8 protein-coding genes are annotated in these 17,507 nt (G+C 40.7%); all 8 read right to left on the minus strand.

Going from position 1 to position 17,507, the window contains the following annotated elements:
• Positions 1-165: 165 nt before the first annotated feature.
• The 8 genes from ACTJKC_RS23560 to ACTJKC_RS23595 all read right to left on the minus strand — a co-directional run bounded on the left by ACTJKC_RS23560 (position 166) and on the right by ACTJKC_RS23595 (position 16,941).
• The gene (locus ACTJKC_RS23560; RefSeq protein ID WP_440795871.1) at positions 166-1,995 is read right to left on the minus strand and encodes a six-hairpin glycosidase; all 1,830 of its coding nucleotides are present in this window, start codon (positions 1,993-1,995) and stop codon (positions 166-168) included.
• Between the two features lie 154 nt (positions 1,996-2,149).
• A complete protein-coding gene (locus tag ACTJKC_RS23565) occupies positions 2,150-3,085 on the minus strand; it encodes a glycoside hydrolase family 43 protein (RefSeq protein WP_440795873.1) in 936 nt (311 codons plus the stop codon).
• Between the two features lie 153 nt (positions 3,086-3,238).
• Complete coding sequence (locus ACTJKC_RS23570; RefSeq protein WP_440795875.1) at positions 3,239-4,639, minus strand: glycoside hydrolase family 140 protein; 1,401 nt, start codon at positions 4,637-4,639, stop codon at positions 3,239-3,241.
• 1 nt (position 4,640) lies between these two features.
• Positions 4,641-7,802: a DUF6298 domain-containing protein gene (locus ACTJKC_RS23575; RefSeq protein WP_440795877.1), complete on the minus strand. Its 3,162-nt coding sequence runs from the start codon at positions 7,800-7,802 to the stop codon at positions 4,641-4,643.
• 154 nt (positions 7,803-7,956) lie between these two features.
• Entirely contained in the window at positions 7,957-9,588 is a 1,632-nt protein-coding gene (locus ACTJKC_RS23580) for a polysaccharide lyase (RefSeq protein ID WP_440795879.1), read from the minus strand.
• 1 nt (position 9,589) lies between these two features.
• Positions 9,590-11,245 carry a pectate lyase family protein gene (locus ACTJKC_RS23585; RefSeq protein WP_440795881.1) on the minus strand — a complete coding sequence of 552 codons (1,656 nt, stop codon included), beginning with the start codon at positions 11,243-11,245 and terminating at the stop codon, positions 9,590-9,592.
• A 393-nt stretch (positions 11,246-11,638) separates the two neighbouring features.
• Positions 11,639-13,669 (minus strand): RagB/SusD family nutrient uptake outer membrane protein, encoded by a 2,031-nt coding sequence (locus ACTJKC_RS23590; protein ID WP_440795883.1) that lies wholly within the window; start codon positions 13,667-13,669, stop codon positions 11,639-11,641.
• A gap of 35 nt (positions 13,670-13,704) precedes the next feature.
• Positions 13,705-16,941 (minus strand): SusC/RagA family TonB-linked outer membrane protein, encoded by a 3,237-nt coding sequence (locus ACTJKC_RS23595; RefSeq protein WP_440795885.1) that lies wholly within the window; start codon positions 16,939-16,941, stop codon positions 13,705-13,707.
• Positions 16,942-17,507 lie beyond the last annotated feature (566 nt).

Below are 17,507 nucleotides of genomic sequence, written 5' to 3' on the forward strand. Positions count from 1 at the left end.
AAATAAAGTGATCAAACCCGTCATTATCGTCATTGCGAGGAGGCACGACGAAGCAATCTTTTTTGCCTTACACATAAATTGCTTCGCTTCGATGAAAAATCGAAGACTCGCAATAACGGATGCTCTAAAAACTGAAAACCCTAAACTGAAAACTGATAACTGCATCTAAAATCCCTCCGTTTTTAAATATTTAACTGAATAAACTGCTTCTTTTGTTGATTCACCAGCATTTTTTAAATCGTAAGTCTGATCAGCGGGTGTATCTACATCAGGAAAGCGGCGGACATCGCCGGTACGGAAAACAATGCGTGAAACATCAGCAACAGGCTGGAAAGCCAAACTTGTCAATGCTTCTTTTCCATTCACTGTAATGGTGTAGAAACGGGTTAAGGCATCCAGTTTTACTTTGATGTCGTAATTTTTGCCGGCTTCGTATTTCATGAAGTTTTTATAACGCGCTCCGGCCTTTGCACTAAGCGTTCCTGCGGTATCAAAGGTTAAACGCACTGTAGCGGTTCCTTTTGCATCCTGTAATTCAATTTCAAGCAAACCGAAGTTATTTTGCTTTGGTGTAACCGAAAAAGAAGTAACGATTTTCTTCGATGCAGGGAACAATCTTTCGGCTTTTGCATAATCAAAGGGATCTTTATCTTTTAAGATTAAAGCTCCATCCTCAACTTTTACAGGTGCCCAAAGCGGACTGTATATGTTCCACATTTCGAGCGCTTTATCTTTTGATAATTTGCCGAAATCATCATTTACATGCTGCGTTGCCCTATCATTAACCGGCACAGGAACCGAAGAAATCCAGATATCTTCTTTGTTCATACTATAGGTTACCCATAATTTACCGTCTTTCGGTTTTCCGTTTCCTTCTTCAATGCCACGTACATATTGAGGACCGTAGGATTTGTAATTACCGCCATAACGCATGGGTGTGATTTCGCCATTTACCAACAATAAATTGGTATAATCCAGGCCGTTTTTACTGGTTGATATGGCTAAAGGCCATCTATATTCTGAAGGATTATAAACGGTTGCATAATTTCCATCAGCAGTTTTTTGCCCCCAGATTTTAGCATTGCTGTTTACAAAACCAGGCGCCCGGAACGCACTTTCAGGCCAGCTTTTGCCATTGTCGGTACTGATTGCCGTTAGGGCATTTTTCCATAAGCCCACCACTCTGCCATCAGGTAAATGGTAGTAACTGAATGCTTTATATTGTTTCTGTAAAGTAATTAAAGGATCTTTTCTATCTGCTTCTTCATTCCATTGTTGTGTCATTAACTTATTTGATAACAATTCATTACAGGCTTCAATAAAAGCTTTACTTTTGCTCCTGGTATAAAGCGGATATTTGGTGTTTTTCTCTGAATAACCCGGATTGTAATGGATAAAATAGATCGGACCGTATTTTCCTTCGGGTAGAATTTCCCTTACTGCCCGGCCAATTCCATGACCATCGTTTGGATCGTCTTTGGCATCGAAACTAATGGCATAAAAACCTAAAACAAGAAATATGTTTTTGGTAGAAACATAAAAGCCCATACGCTGGTGCATCACGGCATCCAGGTCTTTTGCTACATCAGTTCTGCCCTCTTTTTTAGTGCCATCAGGAATGCGGTAAATCGGAAAAACCACTTCAGGTGTGGTCCAGGTGTAACCATCTGTTGAAGATTGCACCAAAGTTTGTCCGGGCGGGATGCTTTCACCTACTTTATCACTTAAATATTCGATATAAAATTTATTATTCCAGTAAGCCAGCATCGGCGCATGGTTATAAGTCCAGCCGAAATTTTCTGCCAGTTCAGGATGCTCACGGTTTGCCCTGAACGTCTGGATGCTATGTACGCCCATCACCGGCGAAAGCTGTCCATGATGATAATCGGCATTAACCAGGGTTTTCCCTGTGTATCGCACGGTATCCTGCGCCTGCGAGGTTGAAAGCGCAAGTGCAAATGGCAGGGTTAAACAAAGTATTTTAAATGTATTCATGTTCTAATTTTATTCCTGTCATTCTGAGCGCAGCGAAGAATCTCTAACCGACTAGCACTACCTGAATTTGACATACCACCAATGGTTTAGTGATTTGTTAAAAGCAAGTTTTCCATCGCTTGCGGTTCCTTCGTGCCTCAGGATGACAGCGGTATTAACGTGTGTTCCCTATCAATCCTTCTATCACGCTCTTTTTTACTTTTATAATCGTTCCGTGTTTATGTCCTTCTGGTACTGAAACTTCTACTGTTACATCTTTAAAATTTTTAAAATCAGCGGTTTTATAAGCCGAATAAATCTTTTGTCCGTAAGCATCGAAATAGATCAGCCAGTTGTTTTTTACATTTACAACCGTTGGTCCTTCCGTTAATTTCGGGCTAAAAGTTTTGGAAATGTTTTCATAAGGACCTAAGGCATCTTTTGCGAAAGCCACTTTTAAGTTCCTGTTCGGACGGGTATTGTCTTTCAAAACCAATACGTAATCTTTAGTTTTTCTTTTTACAATTACTGCATCAATAACGCTGAAACCGGGATCTAAAAAGAGTTTGGGTTCAGAAAAAGTTATAAAATCTTTAGTGGTGATGCTGTACATACGGTGGTTGTTTTCTTCCTCTTCAATCCCTTTAGCAAAACGGAATGGAATGGTTGATGCCCAAATGATTACATATTCCTTTTTCTCATCATCGTAAAAGATTTCAGGTGCCCAAACATTCACGGTTTTTGGCTCTTTTTCCATTACAGGAAGAAATTTTTGTTCGCTCCAGTGGATTAAATCTTTTGAACTGGCATAACCGAAGCCTTTATCACCTTTCCAGCTGCAGGTCCAAACGAGGTGAAAAGTACCATCAGGCCCTTGCACGATGGATGGATCGCGCAACACTTTTTGTGTGCCTACTTCGGGTTTTAAAAAAGTTTTATTTAAATCTGTCCAATGGTAAGCATCATAACTGTATAAAAGCCTTAAACCTTCATTTGCCGGTTCGTGAAAGGAAGTAAACAAATAGGCTTGTTTGGTGCAGGAGCTTAATCCGCACAAAAGCAGGCCAATAATGGCTAAGCGAAAAAATGATGTGAAATTTGTTTTAAACACTGTTTTTTAATATTATAGTTTGGTCGTCATTTCGACCGAAGTGAAGAAATCTGTTAAAGCTGCTCACTAGATTTCTATCCCCGAACGTTCCGGACTGCGCTCCAGTTGAAATGACGATTTCTCTAATGATTATGCTTGGCCTTAACGCTGCTTCTATATCTCCTCCAGCACCAATACCCAATCGTTTCCATTTGCAGGTTCGCCGGGCGGGTTAAATTCTTTAATTCCTTTATTTTCAAATTCACCGATTTTTGTGGTTTTGCCTGTTCTTGGATCAAACCAGGATGCTTTTACTTCGTCGCCGTCAATTTTGCCAAGCTGAACGCTAAAATTGCGACCGGTATAAGTATAGAGCATCGCGTATTCTTCTCCTCTTGTAGCGAGAATCCGGTCATACTTTTCGCCGTTTTTACCTGCAACCAAAGTTTGGTCGGGTACGCGATCGAAATATGGATGTGCCAGCATTAAATCTTTTAAATACTGCATCTGTTTTGCTCCCGGCGCATTAATTGCCGTAATCCATTGGTCTTTGGGACCATAAGCAGGTTTTAAATCTGTCTTTTTGTACATCTGCATCACCGAATTATGACCGTAAGTGTAACCAAAAGCACCTGCAAAAACCGACCAGTAACCATATCTTCTTACATCGGCATCCGTCCAGCGGGGCTGTGTAGTATCATGCAAACCTTGCGGAATATCCTCGTAAGATGGTTCACCGTCGATTGTTGGTTTAATAGGTTTTAATTTATAATCGGCTTCAATGTATTTCCAGTTGTCTTCTCCGTAATGCAGTTTTTCGTTTTTAGAAGTATCCTGATCGTAGCGGCGATGACCGGATTGTATCATATCAAAATCGCACCATTTGACATTATGGAACCATTGTGATGAGGCCGTTCTTCCCCTGGGGTGAAAAGTAATGAGGTGATTTGGATCATTTGCCCTCAAAGTTTCGCCAATGGTATTCCAAACATCAGCACCATCGCTTCCTTTAATGTCGCCACCATTTAACCAGATGATGTTCCATTTATCTTTATAACGTTTTGCCAGAAACTCCGAATACACCTTTGCCTGCGATTTATTTACTTTTTTGTTTTTCACATTGGTGCCCCAAACCGGAACCAAAGCCATGTAAAGGCCTTTTTCTGCAGCCTGATCGATAATGTAATCTACATGGTCCCAGTAATCGTAAGCCAAAGAATCTTTGGGGTTGTTGCCGGGGGTAAGCATGGGTTTTGAAACATCAGCATGAACAACTGATGAATCCAAATACACATTCCGTGAGGGAACATCGTGCAATAACATTACCTGGATCACATTAAAACCTTTTTGTTTACGGTCTTCGAGGTAAATATTCGATTCTTCGCGGGTTAACCTGCTGAATAATAACCAGCCGGTATCACCCAACCAAAAGAAAGGTTTTCCATCGCCTGTGGTGAGGAATCTGCCATTTTCGGAAACCAGAAGGCTTTTATCGCCAAAATGTGGTTTTTCTTTGCACCCAAACGCGAGGCAGGAAACAGCAAGGAATAAAAATATTTTGGTTTTAAAGTTCATGTTAAATTTTATTGATGATGATGACTTCGTCGCTTGATGCTACTTTATTTAATTTCACAATGGCTCCGCCGTTTATTTTTTCTTCTTTAAGCGATTTTCCGGTTTTGCTGTTCAACACTTTTACATGGAATTTTCCAGCTGATTTACTTAAATCAAGGTTAAAAGCTTCTGCCGATGAATTGTACAAAATGTAAGCTTTGCCTGCATTTTCCAGTCCATACTGTTTTGCTGATTTGCCTGCCGGAAGAAATGGTTTCATTGAAGATGCAAGGCTTAAAACCGAAGCATCGATACCTTCCACATTGGAAAGTGAACCTCCTGCCATTAAAATTGCCCATCCGAAAGTGTCGAAACTATCTCCTGAATAAATCACTGCTTTTTCAGGGAATTTATTTTTGTATTCCGATACCGCATGATAAACTTCTTCGAAAGATGTTTTTTTAGGCTTTAATAAACGTGCATGTTGACGGGGGGCCAAACTTAACCCACCCTGTGGTGCATAAGCGGTTCCATCTGCCTGGTAATGCCAGTAACGGATATCGATCAGGTCTACTACTGAAGCACGCTTTGGATCGGCCAAAATTGCATCCTGAACATCTTTGGTTACGCTTAAACCGATAACCGGATGTTTACCGGTTTCTTTTTCCCATTCGTTAATGGTATCGATCCAGAACTGAACGAAATGCAAAGGACCAGTAAATTCGGCACCGATTAGCTGGATTACACCTGTATTTCCGTTAAAATTTTCCAGGCATTTGCGGATATAAGCCTTATGAATGGCCCTGCGGTGCTCATTTGTGATATCATAAAACTGTTCGGCCATGAAAATGCGTTTATCGCCGGCATAAGGCACAGGTTCAGGGAAACCAGTATTATTGATGTTATTTGCGGTACGCCATGGAAAATCGGCATAATGTGCACCAGCTTCGATAATATTGTGCTGAAAATAATTTTCGTGGATTAATACCAATCCTTTCTGATCAGCAAGGTTAGCAAATTGTTTTAACCTGTCCCAATACCAGAGGTTGTATTTGGTGATGTCGTATTTGCTCAATCCATCCCAGGCTTTATCCTGTCCGCTACGGGCATAAGGCAATTCGTAAAAAGGTGCCCAAACCTCGCCGTCCATACGGCGGATGCGTTCGTGATCATCCCTTCTCCTATCGTACCAAAGGCCATAGTTGTGATCTAATACTTTAACAGAACCATTTTTCATGGAATCGGTAATTTCATCCAGGTCATCGGTTAAACCGTTTCCTGAGCGACCAGGAACAAAACGGGTAATGTGGAATTTAGTGTTTTTTAATCCATACGGACGGGCACTGCCGTTCCACCAGGGTACATCCTGACGATCGCCCACTACAATTTCATTGCCTCGTACCAGCCAGCCATTTTTGATTGTCATCGCGTTAGCAAGCGTTGGCTGAAGCACCTTATCCAAACCAATTTTATCGATATTTTTTGCCAGCCCGGTTTCTGTCGGGATTTTGCTGCGATCGGATGCCCCATCAATATATTCTGAAACGGTTAAAGCAGGTTTGTAAGCCAGTTTTGTGAGTTTTTGGGCCACATCAACCGGCGGACTGCTTGATGCTTCGGTTTCTACCGGAAGGACAAAATTTCTTGCTTCTGCATCGTTACCAATCCGGTCTTTTAACTGCGCGTAATATAAACTGCGGGGTTGAATCTGCTCGTTTGACATGTCCCAATAACCGTTTCCGGCAAATTGCGACCAGGTACCAAATGCCCAGTTTTGAGCGGTTGGCGGTTGGAAATTATCAACTCTTGCCGCGCTACACTGCCAAAAAACACTGTTTGCAGCACTCCAGCCAGCACCTTGTCCATCCTGTCCGCGGTTTAAATAACTTAAGGCCTGTCCATCAATATTAACGATATCGAATAATACACCAGATGCCCAGCTATCAATTGCACCGCTAAAACTAAATGGCAGATAAGACTGACATTGAACGAAAACGTTTGGTCCGGGAGCACAGAAACCTACAGCAAAATCGTGGTAACCATATTCTGAATACAACCTCTGGAAAAGCGTTTGCTGACCAGTAGTTAAAAAAGTAAAACGGCGTTCGCCACCTATTTCGGAAACAGGAGCCAATGATTTACAGTCTTCAACGGTAATTCTTTTAGCAGTTTCGAGTACATTCACGGCTGAGCCTGCAAAATGTTCAAAAACCACCTGACGTACCCACGCATCTTCTACATTTTCCAAGCAGATGGCTGTCCAGCGGTGGTATTCGTCTTTAATATTTTCTTTATGATAATCTGATTCGATTTTCAGGTTTTCTATGCCTGATTGAGCGATTCTGCCCTCCCATTCGTATTTTGAAATGGTTCCTCCACCAAATTTTGCATCTAAAGCAGTAGTGATGGGTGCATCAAAAGTAATGATTGAGCCGTTTATAGCGGTAATTTTACGGTCCCAATGGAGGTCTCTGGTTCCTGGTTTCCAGCCTAAAGCACTTTCGCCGCCACCAAATTCTACGGTTTTTAGGGTTTCAATCCATTCTTTAGTAGAAGGGCGGTTGATGATGATTTTATCGCCAACTTTAAATCCTGCAGTATTTGCCAGCGTAATTTTATTGGAATTTACAGGAACATAGACATCTGTGATGGCAATGGGTTTTTCTACAATTTTGTTCTTTTTACCCAAAATCCTGATCACACCAATGCGATCCAAGCCAGTGGCGAAAATCCTTGTACCGTTTTCACCAAAACCACTCCCACGGAGTACCACACCAGAGGTGGTTAATTTTAAAGTTCCGGCAACCTCATAGGTTCCTTTTTCCAATAAAACTGCACCGCGCAGACCATCTTTCCCAACAGGTAGTTTCGAAACATAATTAATAGCCGATTGAATCCTTAAAGTTGCATCGCCTTGTGCAACGGGAACAACAACTTTTAGGGTTGCAGTTGGTATGGCTTTTTCGCCTGCCATGTAACCTGCATAAGAAAAATCGGGAATGCGGTTTCCCTGTTCATCCAGCGTATAAGCCATTTTACCATCCTTGCCCTTAAAAATTGGCTTAGGTGGCTCAACAGGTTTTGTTTTTTGCGCAAAAGATAAGTTTGCAACTAAAAGACCAATTAGCATAAGCGCTAAGGTTTTTAGTTGTGCTGCTTTTGATATATGGTTAGTTTTTGGCATTGATTATTTGTATTTGTCATGCTGAGGCACGAAGCATCTGCAACTTAATTTTTCTGATTTTGCCTAACCCACTGCCGTTATGGAAGTGGGTTATTAAAGTTTCACTTTCATCGCTTAGAGATTCTTCACTGCGTTCAGAATGACAGTAATTGCGCTAAGGCCTCACTTTATTTACATCCACCAGGCTATTTAGATACACTTCAATGTTCGAATAACCTGATTTTGATATTTTAGCAGCGTCTTTTGCATCTTTAGGATTCAGTCCGTTTTTTGTTTCCCATGCATCAGGAATGCCATCATTATCAGAATCAAGATAAGGTTTTCCTTTATATTCCGGGTAACCACCAACCTGTGCGATATCTGAAATAATGCCCTGTTTGTAAGAATTAGCAGGCAAACGGCGCTTTACATAACTTTGTTTGGCTGGCAATTTACCGTCTTCAACATGTTCTATCTTACCCGTACTTACCTGTTTAATAATCCGCTGATCTACTGCATCGCGAATTGGCAAAGCAGCCCCGGCATTGGCCAAAACATAATCGTAAGCCTTTTTGGTATCCATAATGGAGATTTTTGCCATAGGCAAAGGTTTATCCACTTTCATGGAGTCCAGCAGTTTCTGTTTATCTCTTTTACTTTCTGGCTGAACACCACCGTCCCAGTTATTTTTGGTTACTTTTTCGTTCCCTTCGATAATGTTTCCGGTGACATAAGCTTTACCGAATTCGTTGGCGAACTTTTTATCTCTACCCGATTCAGGCTTTAAAATACGATAAGAAATGGGTTCTCCGGCAGGTGTAATCGGCCCTGGTTTGTAATAGTTATTGATAAAACTGTAAAATGAGGCGTTATCGCCGCCATCGGCACTTCTGTTCCACCAGTTAAAAATTACATTATTGGCGAAACCAAAATCGCCGTACATGCCTACAGATGGGTTTCTGCTGATATTCGATGCCCAAAGATTGCGCATAAAAGTAGAGTTTAATCCACCAATAGTACTTCCGAAGGCATGATTATAGGTATCTAATGCTTCAGAAAAAATTGAATTTTGAATGGTGACGTTTACAGTAGGCAATTTAACAGGTTTAGAACCATCTTTCGGATCGTAAACATGGCGGTAAATCGACATATTTTCATCTAAACCCCAGCTAGCAGAAACATGATCGATAATGATATTTCCAACCGGATTGCCGCCAATGGCATCATCACGACGGGTAACGTCGGTTTGCCCGCGACGGAAACGCATGTAACGGATTACCACATCATGTGTATTGATCCATACCGATTCGCCAGCGATACAAACGCCATCACCCGGTGCACTCTGGCCGGCAATGGTAACATAAGGTGCACGAATAATCAAAGGTGTTTTTAACCTGATGATACCGGAAACATTAAACACGATAATTCTTGCGCCACCCTGCTCGCAGGCCTCACGAAGTGTACCTTTACCGGCATCTTCAAGGCTGGTTACTACATAAACTTTGCCTCCGCGACCACCAAAAGAATAAGCTCCACCGCCTTCGGCACCAGGAAAGGCCACCATTTTAGATTGTGGCAAATCACCGGGTTTGGCTGCCCATGGAATATAGGGTTTACCATGTCTGGCTTCTTCATCCACAATGGGTTTTACTTTTAAAAACTGCTGTTCCGATTTATCTTCAATGCTTTTCAGGAGCGAATCGGCTTTCTTTTCCATCGCTTCCGGAATAACGGGATACTGTGCAAAAGCCATGTTTCCGACGCCACAAAGTGCGATAATGCTCAAAATTGAATTCCAGGTGCGCATGTTAGTTCGGTTTTACAATGGTAAGAGGAACAACGCTATTTAAATATACCTCAATGTTCGAATAACCACTTTTGGTGATTTTTGAAGCATCAGAAGCATCTTTAGGGTTTAAACCATTTTTGAGTTCGTAAGCATCAGGCATACCATCATCGTCTGAATCTTTGTAAGGTGTGCCTTTATATTCAGGATAACCGCCAACCTGCGAAACTTCGGTAATAATTCCCTGTTTGTAAGAATCGCCCGGTAACCTGCGGTGTTCGAACTGAAAAGCAGATGGTTTTGCATTTGGATGTACTTCGATTTTACCTGTTGTAACCTGTTTAACTACACGGGTATCAACCGGATCTCTTTTTGGTAAGGTAGCTCCGGCATTTGCCAGTACATAATTTTTTGCCTGTAAAGTAGGAATAATGCTGATTTTTGGCATCGGGAACGGATCTTTTGCTTTCATGGCAGGGAAATATTTGCTGGCCTGTTCGAAAGACATTAAGTTACCTTTTTTATCTTCCATCTGCACCCCTCCTGCCCAGTTATCCCTGGTTATTTTTTCATTACCATCAATGATATTTCCGGCTACATAAGCGCGACCAAAAACGACATAAGGCAATTTACTACGACCAGATTCAGGCTTTAAAATGCGGTAACTGATCGGATCTTTCAGTTCAGTAACCGGTCCTGGCTTATAAAAGTTGTTAATAATATTGTATTGAGCAGTATAATCGCCACCATCTGTAGAGCGGTTGTTCCAGTTGAAAACCACATTGTTCGCGAAATTAAAAATACCATTCCAGCCAATTGATGGGTTACGTGCGCCGTTATCGGCCCAAAGGTTGCGTACAAAAGCGCAGTTTTCGCCGCCTAAAGTTGAACCAAAGGCATGGTTCCAATAATCCAATGCTTCAGAAAAAATTGAGTTTTGGATGGTGATATTTACCGTTCCCAGTTTTTCTTCGGTTTTTCCGGTACTATCGTTATACATGTGGCGATACATCGACATGTTTTCATCCAGTCCCCAGCTTGCAGAAACGTGGTCGATCATGATATTTCCTACCGGATTTCCGCCAATGGCATCATCCCTGCGGCCTACAAAAGTTTCGCCCCTTCTAAAACGCATAAAACGTACAATCACATCATGGGTGTTTAACCAAACCGATTCGCCGGCTACACATACCCCGTCACCAGGGGCGGTTTGTCCGGCAATGGTAATATAGGGTGCGCGGATAATTAAAGGGGTTTTTAACCTGATGATTCCGGCTACATTGAAAACCACAATCCTTGCCCCGCCCTGTTCGCAGGCATCGCGTAATGAGCCCGGACCACTATCATTTAAGTTTTTTACCACGATTACCCTGCCGCCGTGCCCGCCGAAGCTATAAGCACCGCCACCCTCAGCACCTGGAAAGGCCAGTAATTTAGATTGAGGCAAATCGTTCGGCCTGCCTGCCCAGGGGATATAAGGTTTGCCCTCTGCAGCCTCTTTAGCCATAATTGGTTTAGCTTTTTCCCAGGCAATATCCGACTGATGATAGGCTTCTTTAAGCATCGAATCGGATGCTTTTTTTACGTCGGCCGGGATATTGGGATATTGAGCAAAAGTATAATTTGCGGAGAGCATTAATGCTGTTGTAAACAACAGATTTAAAAAGTTCTTTTTCATTTGTGTTTTACCCGTTAAAGAAGCAAAAGAAATTTAGCTGAAATTTTTGACTGATGGAATTATCGATCATGAAATTTATAAAAATCGGCTCATTTCTGTTGATGTCTTTGGTTATAAGTTTTGGTTAGAAAGTATATTATATTTCAAATTTGCATGCAAAAATTGGCTGTTTACTGTATAATTTTGGCTAGGTATTGTATCATCTTTTCATTTGGCTAAAATGGCTGTAACAAATCAAATTCATTTTCACAACCGTGTTACAAGATAGAAATAATATTCATATATAAATGTAACATTCTTAAATGAAAAAAAAGGAAACAAATTAATGTTCCCTTTTTCTAAAAACCAAATATAAAAAACCAGGGCGGTGAGCAAACCGCCCTAAGATCGTGTTTACTTCAGCGGATCGAATGTACCGGCACCATTCATGCTATCCCATCCTGTTGTTTGTTGCAGATAAGGGCTTGCGGATAATACGGTTTGATTGATTCCAAAGAAATAATATTGAGGGTACCAGGTGAATTTCCAATTCGCCGGACTTGTTTTGTCAAGGTCGTCTCTTACGCCTACTTTAAAGTATTTATCGTAAAGGTAATCAAGATATTGATCAGCTGTGGTAATACCAGCTGGATAAGTGGTAGCATCTCTGTCAATTACCGCAACAGTACCGTTAGATTGTTTGATCAGCGGATCAATTGTTGAGGTAGGTGTTGGTGCAACATAGTCATCACCCGCCTGGTTTTTTACACTGATGTAAAAACCGGTTCTTCGTGTTCCATTCAATGGTGCAAATCCTAATCTCGAAGTTGTTGGGCCCGATTCAAAAAGCATCCATCTTCTTAAGTCCCAGAATCGTTTACTTTCGTATGCAAACTCTACTTTTCTTTCATTCAGTACTGCCGCAAATAATTGGTCGCGGCTTAAGCCTACGCCCAAACCATAAGATCCGTCTGTTCCTGGTAAAATTCCGGCACGTTCTCTTATTGATTTTATGCCTTCAAAACCTTCAGGGGTTTTATCTGCACCTATAGCCGATTCGGCAAGATTAAGTACAACTTCCGCAAATCTTATTTCCATATAATCGGTTGCACTATTACTAAAATTACCTATGGTATTGCTCGCTGTTGGATTGTTTGCTTTACATAAGTATATACCGCTGCCATTAGCACCTTTTGTTTCGGTAGTTGCATTATAACCGGTATTTGCTGCTTTTTTCCAAACGTATGTCCACTGTTTGTAATTTGCATTTCCTCCATAAGGCCAGGTTGCGCCATTATAAACAAAGGTTTTATAAAAGCGGGGATCTCTGTTTTTATAGAATTTACCTTCCGTATAAGGATATGCAGCAGACGATGCATTTATGGGCTTTCCATCGCGCATCGGAAAAGCATCTACAATTTGTTTAGTGGGAGAAATGGAACCCGCCCCATTAATTTCTCTTGATCTGGTAGCCTGTTCCCATCCATTGTTCCTTTGTGTATTGCCGGTAGATAAGGCATTAAAACCAAATTCGAATACCGCTTCTATACTGTGGTCTTTTACAAACATAGCGCCCCAGGCTACACCGTTTGCCGTTCCACCTTCTTTAAATAGGCCAAATCCATTCGATTCTAATAAGGTTTTTGCTGCTAAATTGGCCTGGTAGGCTTTTTCCCAGCGTACCCGGTCATCAGTGCGGTTAAAAAGCGGACTTGCCCAGGTAAGTAATACCCTACCCTTTAATGCTGCTGCTGCACCGGAAGTAATCCTGCCATTATCATTCCCCGACCATCTTCCGGGTAGCAAAGATATCGCCAGATCTAAATCTTTGGTTATTTGCTCAATGCAGGCCGATGTAGAACTTCTTTGGATTTCATTGGAGCTTGCCGATGAAACAATTGGGTCCTGCGGCAGCAAAACCAAAGGCACACCGCCGTAAAGTTTAACCAGTTCAAAATATTGCCAGGCTCTCCAAAAATACATCTGTCCTTTAAATTTTGCTGTTACATCAGAAGGAAGGCCGTGTTTATCAATTTCCTGTAGAAATAAATTGATCTCTTTCATACGTGTCCAGGTGTTGTTGGCTACACTGCTTGGCAAACGCTGGCCAAAGTATTTCAAAGCATTTGAATTTACATAAGAAATCTGTGCCCATTCTTTATTCCAATCCGTTTCACCGGCCAGCTCATCTGTAGTTTGTGTAAAGGCCGAACTGTAGGCTCCGTTCTCGGTAGCACTTTGTACCTGCACATTTGGCGTGCCGTTATTTGCAGGCAAAAATAACCCATATACATAATCTACATAACCCGAAGCCAGTGATGCTTCCTGAAAAACCTGCTCATTAAAGCCTGCATAATCTTTTTTCTCTTCTAAAAAACTGTCTTTGCAACTGGCACTTAAAATAACCAGCGAAACCAAAACATATATTATTTTATTCTTTTTCATGTCTTTAAAATTTAATAGTATAACTACTTTAATTATTAAAACGTTACGTTTAATCCAAAAGAGAATGTTTTCAGGTTTGGAAACACGTCGTATGCCGTATCACTGTCTCTATAAGAATATGGGTTATAAAAATTGTATGGGTTTAAGGCTGTTGCGTAAACGCGTACATTATTTAATTTAACTTTTTCAAGCCAGCGTTTTGGAAGAGAATAATTTAGCTGTAAGCTGGCTAAACGCATCCTGAAAGAAGAAACTTTCCAGAAATTTGATGTTGGACTTAAACTTGTTGATTCCCAGTTAGGGTTTGGCATGGTACCTGTCGGATTAAGGATAGGATCATAAATATCTCCCCAGATTTCGGGTACACTTGCAAAAGTACGAGAGATTGAATTGTTCATTTTTTTACGGGCATCAATTTCCGACCATCCACCAAACGAACCTGAAATTACGGCTTCTATCCCAATTCCTTTATAACTGGCTTTCAATGTTGTACCGTAACCATAGTGGTTGGTGGCTTTTTTCGATAATTGTACCTGATCATTAAAGTCAATAATACCATCGGGACCAGCAAAGCTTCCATCGGGCTGTAGCGGACCTCTCACATCTCTGTAATAGAGCATACCTGGTTTTAAATCTTTTGCCAGCACGGTAGTTGCACTTCCGGCATTGCCAGGACTAACGGCCGTAATTTTGTATGTGCTTACATAGGCATCAATTTCTGCCTGATCCTTAAACATCCCTAAATAATCATAGCCCCATTTGCCTACATCAGATGAGGTTCCGTTTCGGGGATTCCAGGGGTATAAAACATCATTGGCATTATAATCTGCTTTAATAACTTTGTTATCCGACCAGGCAAATCTGAAATCGACACCATAGCTGAAATCTTTTCCAATTTTATCATTCCAGCCAATACCTATTTCGTAACCAAAATAATCGGCAGTTGCATAGTTTTGTGAAGCTACCGAGCCACCAATGGTAATTGGAATGTTGGATGTTACCTCTGTTAAGATATTTGTAGCATGGTTATAGTAGCCATCAGCAGAGAAAGTAAGGCGGTTTTTAAGAAACTTGGCATCAATACCCACGTTGTTTTTCAACTCGTCGCTCCATGTTGCATCCGGATTTGGCGAAGCCTCCATTTTGTAGCCTGCAGTTGCACCTAAATCAGCTCCGAATACTCCGCCCTTACCATCCTGGAAGGTATAACGCTGTCTCCACAGCCATGCTTTGGTTTGGTCATTTCCTAATAAACCTATTGAGTATCTTAATTTTAAGAAATCAATACCCGGCACTTTAAAAAAGTCTTCTTCCGAAATTACCCAGCCTAATGAACCTGAATAAAAATTGCCCCAATAGTTACCTGGTGCAAATTTGGTAGAAGCATCACTCCTGAACATAAATTCAGCAAGGTATTTATCTGCATAACTATAATTGGCTCTTGCCACATAAGATAGCGATCCACCTTCTGATTTTGTGGTGCTTCCATCAATAGCACCTGTTGCGGAGTTAAACTGACCATTTGTTTGCTGTATAGGATCTGCTTTAAATACCACCTCGTTATTATAAGCCTGTTCCGATTTTTCGACTGTTGCCAAAGCACCAATCGTATGTTTCCCGAATGAGCGGTTGTAGGTAAGCACAAAGTTGGATTGCGTTGAGCTCTGTGTGGTATTCGAATAATAGAGCCTGTTTCCATTCGATGCGGTAAGTGCTACAGGAGTTGTAGCGCCGTCATAAATATGTTTGTTTGTGCCCAGTGTAGTAAAGGTATATATATTATACTTTGTACCAATCTGGGAACCATTACTACTGCCCATATTTCTTGAATAAGCAGCCCTTGCACTCAAACCTTTTACAAATGGAATATCGTATTGTGCATTCAGGTTAACTGTAAAATTGTTGTTTCTGGTGTTGGCAAGGTTACCCAATTTTTCAATTTCGTAAAAATGATAGGTAGAAAAATCGTTGGTTGTTCCTGGTAATTTAACAGGGTATCCGTTAATGTACATTGGAACATAACGTGGTGCAAGAATCAGGTTACGGTAATCGTTGTCATCCAGCTCACTACCAATTTTATTAAAAGTTTTAATCAGTTCGCTGTTGTTTCCTGAAACCTGTAAACCTACTTTCAGATTTGTTGCAACTTTAATATCTGCACCCGACCTGAAATTCCAGCGTTTAAAATCAAGACTCGAAAGGTTTCCATCCTGCTTATAGTAAGCAATATCGCCAAAATAAGTTGCGCGGTCTGAGCCTCCCGAAACACTTAGGGTATGTTTCATGTTGTAGGAGGATTTCCATGCATCTTCCAGCCAGTCGTAATTAATGTTTTTAAAATGTTCAAGCTCATCCTGGCTAAAGAAACTATCTGCTGCTGAAGGACCAGTCGGATTTACATTAGCGCCGTTAGGTCCGTTCATAATATTATAATACATGCCAAACTGATAAGCACTCAACATTTTCGTTCTGTAAGCTTCATCGTTAAATGCGTACGAGCCGCTATAACTGATGCGAGGCGGACCAATTTTACCTCGTTTAGTTTTTACCAATACGACTCCGTTACCTGCTCTTGTACCATAAATTGCGGCTGATGCATCTTTTAAGAAAGATAAACTCTCAATCTCAGAAGGATCAAGGTTATTGAAAAGTGTTGCATCCGGTTGTCCGTTTGAGGGGTTAATCTGGATAACATCATCGATAACATAAAGTGGATCGGTAGAACCGCCATCTTTAGAAAATATGGTATTCGGATTTCTGATGGTAAGCTTTGCTGTAGAACCTGGTCTGGAAATACCCCCGCTTACCCCAACACCCAATATTTTTCCGGCCAGTGAAGCACCGATGTTACTTGCAGGAAGATCTTCTACTTCTGCCGCTTTAATATCAACCACGGCGCCTGTTAAATGACTTCTTTTCTGCGTGCCGTAACCGACTACCACTACATCTTCAAGGCTCTTGTTTTCGGATACCAGGCGTATAGCAATGTTGGTTTGTTTACCTACAGTAATTTGCTGCCTAACGTATCCGATAAAAGAAAATACCAGCACATCAGCATCAGATTTTACCTGAATGGTAAAATTTCCATCCGAATTTGTACTTACATTACTCGGAATCCCCTTTAAGCTTACATTTACACCGGGTATCCCCTGTCCATCGGCCTGATCGACAACCTTTCCGGTCACCTTTCGGTCCTGGGCAAAGAGGATTGTACTTGCCAGCAGCATAAAAAGCAAGGACAAAGAAATTTTGCGTAAAAATTTTAAGTTCATCTTGTTATTTGGTTAGTTTTTAATCTAATTTCGACAAGTTTTATTGTCGTTCTTTTTCTTAATAACCTAGGTTTTAACCTGAGTTATTTCTGTTATATAGTGTTATTTTAAACTTTGCAAGCGGAGAGCATTAATTTAGCGATATCAAGAATGATTTTTTTCGGATCGGTTAAGTCAGGATTAAACGGTGTTTCGTAGATAAGAATAACTTAAATGGAATGCAGTGATTTGGCTCATTTTTTATTTTGGTGTCGATAATTATTTGGTTAGAAAGTATATTATAATTCAAAATTGCATGCAAAATATGGCTATTTTTTGTATAATTTTCTCCAGCTATTATACCATTTTATCATTTAAAGAGTTCTCAGTTAACTAATAAAACATGGTACAGTTAGCATCATACAAGGTAGATAATAAATTCATATATAAATACAATATTTAAATAAAAAATATTTTAATATTAAATTTTAACCGTAACGGAAGTTAAAAACGTTGTTTTAACGCTTATTTTAAAGTTTTGGTAAAAAAATATTTACAAAAGAAAAGGAAGCAAAATAAATGCTCCC

This window comes from Pedobacter sp. 22226 (assembly GCF_052045455.1).
GTDB classification, from domain to species: domain Bacteria; phylum Bacteroidota; class Bacteroidia; order Sphingobacteriales; family Sphingobacteriaceae; genus Pedobacter; species Pedobacter jeongneungensis.

Coding starts and splice junctions, on each gene's coding strand:
- ACTJKC_RS23590 (WP_440795883.1), bottom strand. CDS start 13,669: ATGAAAAAGAATAAAATAATATATGTTTTGGTTTCGCTGGTTATTTTA.
- ACTJKC_RS23585 (WP_440795881.1), bottom strand. CDS start 11,245: ATGAAAAAGAACTTTTTAAATCTGTTGTTTACAACAGCATTAATGCTC.
- ACTJKC_RS23560 (WP_440795871.1), bottom strand. CDS start 1,995: ATGAATACATTTAAAATACTTTGTTTAACCCTGCCATTTGCACTTGCG.
- ACTJKC_RS23570 (WP_440795875.1), bottom strand. CDS start 4,639: ATGAACTTTAAAACCAAAATATTTTTATTCCTTGCTGTTTCCTGCCTC.
- ACTJKC_RS23575 (WP_440795877.1), bottom strand. CDS start 7,802: ATGCCAAAAACTAACCATATATCAAAAGCAGCACAACTAAAAACCTTA.
- ACTJKC_RS23580 (WP_440795879.1), bottom strand. CDS start 9,588: ATGCGCACCTGGAATTCAATTTTGAGCATTATCGCACTTTGTGGCGTC.
- ACTJKC_RS23595 (WP_440795885.1), bottom strand. CDS start 16,941: ATGAACTTAAAATTTTTACGCAAAATTTCTTTGTCCTTGCTTTTTATG.